The organism is Empedobacter falsenii, assembly GCF_019308355.1.
Classification (GTDB): Bacteria; Bacteroidota; Bacteroidia; order Flavobacteriales; family Weeksellaceae; genus Empedobacter; species Empedobacter falsenii_B.
Genome location: NZ_JAAGKM010000003.1, coordinates 149,898 through 159,755, shown reverse-complemented (window position 1 = coordinate 159,755; position 9,858 = coordinate 149,898). Strand labels below are relative to the sequence as shown.

The following is a 9,858-nucleotide window of genomic DNA, read 5'->3' as shown; positions in this document are numbered from 1 at the left end:
TATTGAAATATGGTAAGGTCAAAAATCCTAATGATTTTCCTACATTTCAAATTAATCAAAATAATAATACAATAATATTAAATAAAAACTCTACTTTTAAGTGTTCTTAACAAGGGGAAGATTACATCTTGTGTCAATGTAGTATTTTTATAACTCCTGGTAAATAATTAGGTGTTTCTATTGGTAAACCATATTAAAGGCATACAATTAGGCATACATAAAAAATATAGATGAAAAAATCTTAGTGATAGTGAGAGATACAGAGAATATTATATAGTCCGGTCCTCGCTACTACAAAGAGAGTTTCTAACAAGAAGCTCTCTTTTTTTATGTCTTTAACTGAGAATTAAGATTGGATAAACTATTTTTGCATCATGAATTTAGAAGAATACAAAAAACAATATAAATCAGATCAAGCGGTTGGTGCAATTGCGATCGAAAATCGCTTAAAAGAAGTTTATGGGACTTTAGAGCCTCGTTTTTATTCGCCGCAGGTGATGTCTTTTCAAGGTGGAGATGATCCAATTGATGGCGTTGCGGTTTTTAATGTGAATGGTTATTATCATTTGGTGAGTTACGGAATGTCGCATTTATACTATTCTGAGGAAAGTGTAGGAGCGGATTTTAGTAAATGGGGATTTGAGTTTTCTTTCCGCGTGAAACCTGTTAAAGATGATAATGGTGAAGATCCTTTTTGGGTAGTTCAATTAATGAATAATTTGGGGCGATTCGTGAACGAAACAAAAGTTTGGTTTGATGAATACCAGTTTTTACCATTAGGAGGTCCAATTCGTACAGATTCGGAAACGGATATTGTTGGTTTGGCTTTTATCAAGGATGATGATTTAGATGAAATTGATACGCCTCATGGTAAAGTGATATTTATACAAATGATTGGTTTGAATTCGGAACAATTGAAAAGATTGGAAGAGAATTCAACCAAAGAAGAAATAATGTCAGTGATAGCTGAAATAAAATCAGTTAATCCAAAATTTGTGTGTGAATTATAGTAGAAATTTTTAAAATAAAACATATTTGCGTTAGCCTATTTCTTAAATTATGTTAAATGTAAAAAACAGATTGTCAGTATTTTAAAATTGGTATTTGTTTTGATTATATCTAAATGTTAGTAGCACTAACAGTAGAATAAATTTTTCATAGGTTAGGTTAATAATTAGTAAAACTAATTATGAAGCACTTCTTCGGAAGTGCTTTTTTAGTATATTTAAGAAGAAAAAATAAAGATGTTTAAAAATTTATTCAACCGAAATAAAAATCAATCAAATAACCAAGAAGAATCAAAAACGATGACTTTTGAAGAAATTATTAATTCAGATAAACCAGTTTTGTTAGATTTTTTTGCAACTTGGTGTGGTCCTTGTCAAATGATGGGGCCAATTTTGCAACAAGTGAAAGAAGAATTGGGAGGTGATGTCAAAATCCTAAAAGTGGATGTTGATAAATATCAAGATTTAGCTGCACGATATCAAGTGCAAGGAGTTCCGACTTTTGCTATTTTCAAAAATGGTGAATTATTATGGAAACAAAGTGGAGCAAGGCCAAAAGAACAATTGGTGGCAGAAATCAAAAAATATATTTAAAAATAGGTTTGCTTTGCAGCCAAAGTCGATTAAAAAATCCGCTCATTGAGCGGATTTTTTTGCTTATGTAAATTTACTTAAAATTAGGTTTTCTTTTCTCAACAAAAGCAGTTGTTCCTTCTTTGAAATCTTCTTCGTCAAATAAATTTCCGAAACTTTCAATTTCAACTTCAAAACCATTGTCTTTATCTGACGCATTAATCGCTCGAATCGCGTGACGAATCGCTACAGAAGAATTTTTTGAAATTTTAGTCGCAATTTCTTTTGCTCGATCAATTAATTCAGCTTGCTCAACAACTTCATTCACTAAACCAATTTCATACGCGCGTTCAGCTGTAAACATATCTGCTGTCATAATTGCCTGCATTGCACGACCTTTTCCAATTAATTTTGGCAAACGTTGCGTTCCTCCATAACCTGGAATCAAACCTAATGTAACCTCTGGTAATCCTAATTTTGCATTGGTTGATGCTATACGAAAATGAGACGCCATCGCTAATTCTAAACCACCTCCTAAAGCAAAACCATTCACTGCGGCGATTACAGGTTTTTTAGAATTTTCAATTTTATCAAAAACATTTTCTTGTCCTTTTGCAGCTAATTTTTCACCTTGACGACCATCAAAACTTGCAAATTCTTTGATATCAGCACCAGCAACGAAAGATTTTTCACCAGAACCTGTTAAAATAATTACTCGAATAGCGGGATCAGAATCTGCGTCTGTAAAAAAGTTTGAAATATCATCTAATAAATCTTTGTTCAATGCATTTAATGCTTGCGGACGATTTAAGGTAACTAATGCAATTTTATTTTCTACTTCAACAATCAGATTGTTATAATTATATTCCATTTTGTTTGTGTTTTTATTATTCACTCAAAAATATCAATTGTTCACTCAACTAAAAAATTTATCAAAAAATAATTTGTACAATTCAAAATCCTTCCTAAATTTGTCCCAATGAAAACATTATTTACAAATAACTGGTGGTGGAATATCGAACAACAAAACGTTGGTTCGTAAGACCTCTATGCAGTTATATGTAGAAAAGGCTTGTCGTAACCGACAAGCCTTTTTTTGTGCTCTAAACCTAAATATTTAACAAATGAATTTAACTTTTAACATACAGAAAGAAACTGTTTTAGCCGATTTAACAACTCCTGTTCAGCTTTATTTGAAATTGCGAGATATTTATCCGAATGCCTTATTATTAGAGAGTTCTGACTATCATTCTAAGACAGATGCTAACTCTTTTATTTGTCTAAATCCGATCGCAACTTTTAAGGTTACAAACGGAATTGTGAATGAAACGTATGCGAATGGAGAAACAAAAGAATATGCGTTGAATGGTCAAGAATTGACAGAGAAATTCAAAAAATTTACAAGTCAGTTTATGATTCAAAATGGAGAAGATTTACCTGTAAATGGTTTATTTGGATACATTGCGTGGGATGCGATTCCACATTTTGAAACAGTAAAATTTTCAGCAAAAGGAAACGAAGCAACGATTCCAGAATTTTCGTATTCGTTCTATCAAAATATTGTGGTGTTCAATCATTTTCACAATGAAATTCAATTCATCGAATTTCAAAATGATGAAATAGATTCTAAATTTTCTGAAATTAAAAGTGTTGTTCATAACAAATCAATTGTTGAATATCCATTTAATGTAGAAAGTGAAATTCAATCGAATTTAACAGATGATGAATTCAAAGAAATGGTGACAAAATGTAAACAATCTTGTTTCCGTGGAGATGTTTTCCAAATTGTTCCTTCTCGTCAATTCAAACAAAAATTTTCGGGTGACGAATTTAATGTTTACCGCATTTTACGCTCTGTAAATCCTTCGCCCTATTTGTTTTATTTCGATTACGGAAATTATAAAATCTTCGGATCTTCACCAGAAGCGCAAATTATCATTAATAATAATCATGCAGAAATTCATCCTATTGCAGGAACAGTTCGCAGAACTGGAAGTCCAACTTTGGACAAAGAATTGACCGAAAAATTAATTGCTGACCCAAAAGAAAATGAAGAGCATGTGATGTTGGTCGATTTGGCTCGCAATGATTTAAGTCGAAATTCTGCTGATGTAAAAGTCGCACAATACAAAGAAATTCAGTATTTCTCGCATGTGATTCACATGGTTTCAAAAGTAACTGCTCAATTGGATCCAAGCGTAAATACGATGAAAGTTTTTGCAGACTCTTTTCCGGCTGGAACACTTTCTGGCGCACCAAAATTCAAAGCAATGGAATTATTAGACGGTTACGAAAATCAAAATCGTGGCGTTTATGGTGGCGGAATTGGATATTTAGGATTCAACGGTGACATCAACATGGCGATTGCGATTCGTACGTTCGTCAGCAAACAAAATACCTTATATTTTCAGGCTGGTGCTGGAGTTGTTTCCAAATCGGTCGAAGAAAATGAATTACAAGAAGTCAATCATAAATTAGGAGCGCTTCGTCGCTCAATAGAAATCGCTCAAAACCTATAAACTATGAAAATTTTAGTTATCGATAATTACGATTCGTTCACCTATAATTTAGTGCATTCATTAAAGAAATTCGCCGATGATATTACCGTTGTTCGCAATGATGGAATTACTTTGGAAGATGTGAATAATTATGATAAAATATTACTTTCTCCAGGTCCAGGAGTTCCTGATGAAGCCAATTTATTGAAACCAATCATCGAGAAATATGCTTCAACAAAATCTATTTTTGGCGTTTGTTTAGGACAACAAGCAATTGGAGAAGTTTTTGGAGGGAAATTATTAAATACACAAGAAGTTTTTCACGGAGTTGAATCTAAAATTGAAGTAATAAAAGACGAAGTGTTATTCCAAAATTTACCAAAAAAATTAGAAGTTGGACGTTACCATTCTTGGGTAGTTTCAAATGAAGATTTTCCTGAAGAATTAGAAATTACAGCAGTTGGTCCAAAAGGAGAAGTGATGGCTTTACGTCACAAAACGTATGATGTTCGCGGTGTTCAGTTTCATCCAGAATCTATTTTAACACCACTTGGAGATGAGATGATTAAGAATTGGTTAGAAGCTTAAAACGATGAAAAAATTATTAAATTTATTATTCGAAAATTATACTTTGAGCGAAAATGAAGCCTATCAAATTATGGTGGAAATTTCGGAAGAAAAATATTCGGCTGTCGAATTAGCTTCATTTATGACCATTTTTAATATGCGTAACATTACGTTGGAAGAATTAAAAGGATATCGTCGAGCGTTGTTAGATTTATGCATCAAAGTTAATTTACCAAAGCAAGCGATTGATGTTGTAGGAACGGGCGGTGACGGAAAAGACACTTTTAATATTTCGACATTGAGTTGTTTTGTCTTGGCTGGAGCTGGAGAGAAAATTATTAAACAAGGAAATTACGGAACGTCGTCTGTAAGCGGTTCTTCGAATATGTTGGATAATTTTGGTTACGAATTTTCTGTTAATCAAGATAAATTAAAACGTGAGTTCGAAGAAGTTGGAATTACATTTTTACATGCGCCACTCTTTCATCCGGCTTTAGCGAAAGTTGCTCCGATTAGAAAAGGTTTGGCGATAAAAACATTTTTCAATTTAATGGGGCCTTTGGTGAATCCTGTTCAACCAGAATTTCAAAATTTAGGAACATATGATGTCAAAACTGCTCGATTATATCATTATGTGATGCAAAATTCGGGCGTGAAATATTCGATTTCGACTGCGTTGGCTGGTTATGATGAAGTTTCGTTGACATCGCCTACAAAAGTGTTCAATAATTCGGGGGAATTTGTTTTAGAAAGTAAAGATTTTGGTTTAAATATTCTTCAACCTGATGAGATAAAAGGAGGAAAATCAATCGAAGAAAATTCAAAAATATTTTTGAGCGTTTTAGAAGGAAATTCAACTAAAGCACAAAAAGAAGTTGTTTTAGCAAATGCTGCTTTAGCGCTTAAAACAATTTATCCAACCAAAGATTTAATCGAATGTGTAGCAATTGCGAACGAAAGTTTAGACAGTAAAAAAGCATTGAATGTATTCCAAAAATTAATGAAACCATGAAAACGATATTAGACGAAATTGTCGCGCAAAAACGTATTGAAATTTTAGAAAAACAGAAAACTCAATCAATAGAAAGTTTTAGAAATTCAGAAAATTTTTTGCTTCCTGTTAAATCTACAAAAGCTTCAATTTTAGATAAATTAAAATCTGGAATTATTGCAGAATTTAAGCGAAAATCACCATCGAAAGGTTTTATTAACAAAGACGCAAATGTAAAAGAAGTTGTTTCCGGTTACGAAAAGTTTGGTGCTTCTGTCGTTTCTGTTTTAACAGATGAGCAATTTTTTGGCGGAAGTTTTGATGATTTAAAACAAGCAAAAGAAGTGTTGAATATTCCTGTTTTGCGTAAAGATTTTATTGTTGATGAATTTCAAGTGTACGAAACAAAAGCGATTGGTGCAGATTTGATGTTATTAATTGCAGAATGTTTAACAAAAGACGAAGTCTATAATTTAGCTAAAACTGCTAAGGGAATTGGATTAGAAGTTTTATTGGAATTACATTCAGAAGATCAATTAGAAAAGGTAAATGAATTCATTGATTTGATTGGAATTAACAATCGTAATTTGAAAAATTTTGAAGTTGATATCGAAAAATCAAAACAAATTTTAAAACAATTACCAACCGATTTAATTAAAGTTGCGGAAAGTGGAATTTCTGATCCTAAAACAGTAAAAGAATTAAGACAAGCTGGATTTCAGGCATTTTTAATTGGTGAAAATTTTATGAAAGCAGATAATCCATCTCAAGCATTTGAGCAATTTGTAAAAGAATCAAAATGAAACGTTTTCAAGTAAAGGTTTGCGGAAATAATAACATCGAAAATTTTAAAGAAATTGCAGCAATCGAACCCGATTATGTAGGCTTTATTTTCTATCCAAAATCAAAAAGATTTGTAGAAGACGAATCTATTTTTGAAGTTTTTCCGAATGCAGAAAAAGTTGGCGTTTTCGTGAATGAATCAGTCGAGAAAATTCTCGAAAAAGTTGAAGAATATAAATTAGATGTTGTCCAATTACATGGTGATGAAACAGCTGACTTTTGTGAAGAATTAATCAATCAAAAACATCAACGATTATTAACTGATGAAAACTTTTTAGACTTTAAAATTTGGAAAGCCGTTGGCATAAAATCGATTGAAGATTTTCAACAATTAACCACTTATCAACAAGTTATTGATAGTTTTGTTTTCGATACAAAATCAAATAATTACGGAGGAACTGGAAAGAAATTCGATTGGCAATTGTTAACAAATTATCAGTTATCAATACCCTTTTTATTAAGTGGCGGAATAACACTTGAAGATGCATTTATCTTGAAAAATTTTCAGCATCCGAAATGTATTGGATTTGATATCAATAGTGGTTTTGAGTCAGCACCAGGAATAAAAAAAACTGACGAAGTAAAACAGTTTATCGATACAATTGATGGACGAATTGAACAAAATTAAAAAAGAAACAAAATGAAATACGAAGTTGACGAAAGAGGTTTTTATGGTGAATTTGGAGGAGCATTTATCCCAGAGTTATTACATCATAATTGTGAAGAATTATCTGAAGCTTTAGCAAAATATGTCGATACAGACGAATTTAAAAATGAATTTAATTTGTTGTTAAAAGATTATGTTGGACGTCCAAGTCCATTGTATTTTGCACCAAATCTTTCCAAAAAATATAACACCAATATTCTTTTAAAACGAGAAGATTTGAATCATACAGGTGCACATAAAATCAATAATGCGATTGGTCAAGCTCTTTTAGCAAAACGAATGGGTAAAACCAAAATTATTGCCGAAACTGGTGCTGGACAACATGGTGTTGCAACTGCTACTGTTTGTGCGTTGATGGGATTAGAATGTATCGTTTTTATGGGAGAAATTGACATTGCTCGTCAAGCACCAAATGTTGCACGAATGAAAATGTTAGGTGCAGAAGTTATTCCAGCAACCTCAGGAAGTAAAACCTTGAAAGATGCAACAAATGAAGCGATTCGTTATTGGATCAATAATCCTGAAACTTTTTACATCATTGGTTCTGTAGTTGGTCCTCATCCTTATCCAGCAATGGTAACGAAATTCCAAGCGATTATTTCAGAAGAAATTAAAGCACAAATGAAAGAGAAATATGGGAAAGAAAATCCTGATTACGTGATTGCTTGTGTTGGTGGCGGAAGTAATGCTGCGGGAGCTTTTTATCATTTTTTAAATGATGATTCTGTCAAATTAATCGCGGTTGAAGCGGCAGGTTTGGGCGTAGAATCTGGAGAAACTGCTGCTACAACTATCAAAGGAACAGAAGGAATTATTCACGGAAGTCGAACATTATTGATGCAAGATAAAGATGGACAAATTGTTGAACCTTATTCAATTTCGGCTGGATTAGATTATCCTGGCGTTGGTCCTTTACATGCGCATTTGTTCAAAACTGGACGTGCTGAATTCTTAAATGCAACAGATGATGAAGCCTTGGAAGCTGCTTTTATGTTGACAAAAGAGGAAGGAATCATTCCTGCATTAGAATCTTCTCACGCTTTAGCTGCTTTAGAAAAAATTAATTTTAAACCGCAAGACATTGTGATTCTGAATCTTTCAGGAAGAGGAGATAAAGATTTAGAAACATATATGAAAGTTTCCGAAAAATATTCTTAAAAATATTTGGTTAATTTTCAAAAATCACCTTACATTTGCACCCACGATAATGAAATCTATCGGGGTGTAGCGTAGCCCGGTCATCGCGCCTGCTTTGGGAGCAGGAGGTCGCAGGTTCGAATCCTGCCACCCCGACAAAATTTTCATCCGAAAATAGAAAGATTTATCGTAAAAGAATGACCGAATCGGGGTGTAGCGTAGCCCGGTCATCGCGCCTGCTTTGGGAGCAGGAGGTCGCAGGTTCGAATCCTGCCACCCCGACAAAATTCAATGAATTTTTGGATCGGTCCAGTAGCTCAGCTGGATAGAGCAACTGCCTTCTAAGCAGTAGGTCTCAGGTTCGAATCCTGACTGGATCACACGTTTTATTAAAAACCAGGAGAGGTGCCAGAGCGGTAATGGAGCAGATTGCTAATCTGTCATCGGGAAACCGATGCCAGGGTTCGAGTCCCTGTCTCTCCGCATTTTTTTTGAATGACCGAATCGGGGTGTAGCGTAGCCCGGTCATCGCGCCTGCTTTGGGAGCAGGAGGTCGCAGGTTCGAATCCTGCCACCCCGACAAAAACCTTTGTATATTTGCAAAGGTTTTTTTTATACATTTATTTCATGAAATCTATCTTAGGTAATAAAGAATCTTTTGTCTCATACTCTGTCGCTTTTCTATTTATTTTAATCATGATTGGAACAGCAATGATTTATGATGATAAAGAAATTATTTTACCAGAAGTTGCTGCATTATCTGTCGGAATTTTAACGTTTCGAGAAAATAAATGGCTACAACGACCATTTCATATTTTTTTACTTCCATCCATAACTGCTATTTTAGGATTTGGGATTAATTTTTTACCGATTATATTATCATTCAAATTAGCATTGGTATTGGTTGCAATGTTAATTGTCCTGAAAATTTTTAAAAGTCAACTTGCGCCAGCATTAGCTACGGGATTATTACCAATTGTTACAAATACAGAATCTTTTGTATTTCTATATGCGATATTTCTATTTGTCTTTTTACTTTTTCTATCAATAAAAATATTCAAACTAAAACCAACTGAAAATGCGGTTCCAATGATTTATACAAGCCATAACAGATGGTTAATCGGATTATGTGTAGTTTGGTTTACAGCTTGTTATTTTAGCGGTTTTGCACATTTCTCTGCTATTCCACCTATTATCGTAATTTCTTTTGAATCTTTAAATAATCCAACATTAAAATTAACCGTACGTCTAAAACGTATTCTTGTAATGTTTATGGCGACGATGGCTGGTTGTTTGATGATGCATTATCTTGATAATTGGATAATCATTGGCTTGATCGATTTAATTATCGTAATGTTTATTTTGAAATTAACAGATTTACGCTTACCTCCTGCTTTTGCAATGGTTATTTTACCAATGATTTTACCTTCTGACTCGATAAAATATTTACCTGTTGCAACATTAATCATGAGTATATTTTTTATGCTATCGATTTATATTATTCAGAAAGTTGCTTATCCAAAAGCGATTGATTTCAAATAAAAAAGTCATCCAAAATTGAATGACTTTATGACT

10 protein-coding genes and 5 tRNA genes are annotated in these 9,858 nt (G+C 33.1%); 14 read left to right on the top strand and 1 reads right to left on the bottom strand.

The genetic code is table 11. The features are described 5' to 3' along the window. Positions 1-374: 374 nt before the first annotated feature. The gene (locus tag G0Q09_RS02955) at positions 375-1,010 is read left to right on the top strand and encodes a suppressor of fused domain protein (RefSeq protein ID WP_219033922.1); all 636 of its coding nucleotides are present in this window, start codon (positions 375-377) and stop codon (positions 1,008-1,010) included. 234 nt (positions 1,011-1,244) lie between these two features. After that, the gene (gene trxA, locus G0Q09_RS02950) at positions 1,245-1,601 is read left to right on the top strand and encodes a thioredoxin (protein WP_219033921.1); all 357 of its coding nucleotides are present in this window, start codon (positions 1,245-1,247) and stop codon (positions 1,599-1,601) included. Positions 1,602-1,674: 73 nt separating this feature from the next. Here trxA and G0Q09_RS02945 read toward each other — a convergent pair whose 3' ends face one another. After that, positions 1,675-2,451, bottom strand: a complete 777-nt coding sequence (locus tag G0Q09_RS02945; protein WP_219033920.1) for an enoyl-CoA hydratase/isomerase family protein — start codon at positions 2,449-2,451, stop codon at positions 1,675-1,677. Positions 2,452-2,704: 253 nt separating this feature from the next. Here G0Q09_RS02945 and G0Q09_RS02940 point away from each other — a divergent pair, with 253 nt between their 5' ends. From G0Q09_RS02940 to G0Q09_RS02885, 12 genes are all read left to right on the top strand, one after another. Continuing rightward, entirely contained in the window at positions 2,705-4,099 is a 1,395-nt protein-coding gene (locus G0Q09_RS02940) for an anthranilate synthase component I family protein (RefSeq protein ID WP_219033919.1), read from the top strand. Between the two features lie 3 nt (positions 4,100-4,102). After that, on the top strand, positions 4,103-4,666 hold the full coding sequence (locus G0Q09_RS02935) for an anthranilate synthase component II (protein WP_125349948.1): 564 nt from the start codon (positions 4,103-4,105) through the stop codon (positions 4,664-4,666). 4 nt (positions 4,667-4,670) lie between these two features. Continuing rightward, positions 4,671-5,657, top strand: coding sequence for an anthranilate phosphoribosyltransferase (trpD, locus tag G0Q09_RS02930; RefSeq protein WP_125349947.1), 987 nt, complete (start codon positions 4,671-4,673; stop codon positions 5,655-5,657). Then, complete coding sequence (gene trpC / locus G0Q09_RS02925) at positions 5,654-6,439, top strand: indole-3-glycerol phosphate synthase TrpC (protein WP_125349946.1); 786 nt, start codon at positions 5,654-5,656, stop codon at positions 6,437-6,439. The genes trpD and trpC overlap by 4 nt, the downstream gene beginning before the upstream one ends. Then, a complete protein-coding gene (locus G0Q09_RS02920; protein WP_125349945.1) occupies positions 6,436-7,107 on the top strand; it encodes a phosphoribosylanthranilate isomerase in 672 nt (223 codons plus the stop codon). Before trpC ends, G0Q09_RS02920 begins: the two co-directional genes overlap by 4 nt. Before the next feature lie 12 nt (positions 7,108-7,119). Continuing rightward, positions 7,120-8,304, top strand: coding sequence for a tryptophan synthase subunit beta (trpB, locus tag G0Q09_RS02915; protein WP_219033918.1), 1,185 nt, complete (start codon positions 7,120-7,122; stop codon positions 8,302-8,304). A 60-nt stretch (positions 8,305-8,364) separates the two neighbouring features. Beyond that, a tRNA-Pro gene (locus G0Q09_RS02910) sits at positions 8,365-8,439 on the top strand. A 51-nt stretch (positions 8,440-8,490) separates the two neighbouring features. Then, positions 8,491-8,565 (top strand) — tRNA-Pro (locus G0Q09_RS02905). 24 nt (positions 8,566-8,589) lie between these two features. Then, positions 8,590-8,663: transfer RNA gene (locus tag G0Q09_RS02900), tRNA-Arg, on the top strand. 19 nt (positions 8,664-8,682) lie between these two features. Next, positions 8,683-8,766 (top strand) — tRNA-Ser (locus G0Q09_RS02895). 22 nt (positions 8,767-8,788) lie between these two features. After that, positions 8,789-8,863, top strand: a tRNA-Pro gene (locus tag G0Q09_RS02890). A gap of 47 nt (positions 8,864-8,910) precedes the next feature. Next, on the top strand, positions 8,911-9,825 hold the full coding sequence (locus tag G0Q09_RS02885) for a hypothetical protein (protein ID WP_219033917.1): 915 nt from the start codon (positions 8,911-8,913) through the stop codon (positions 9,823-9,825). The last annotated feature ends 33 nt before the right edge of the window (positions 9,826-9,858 follow it).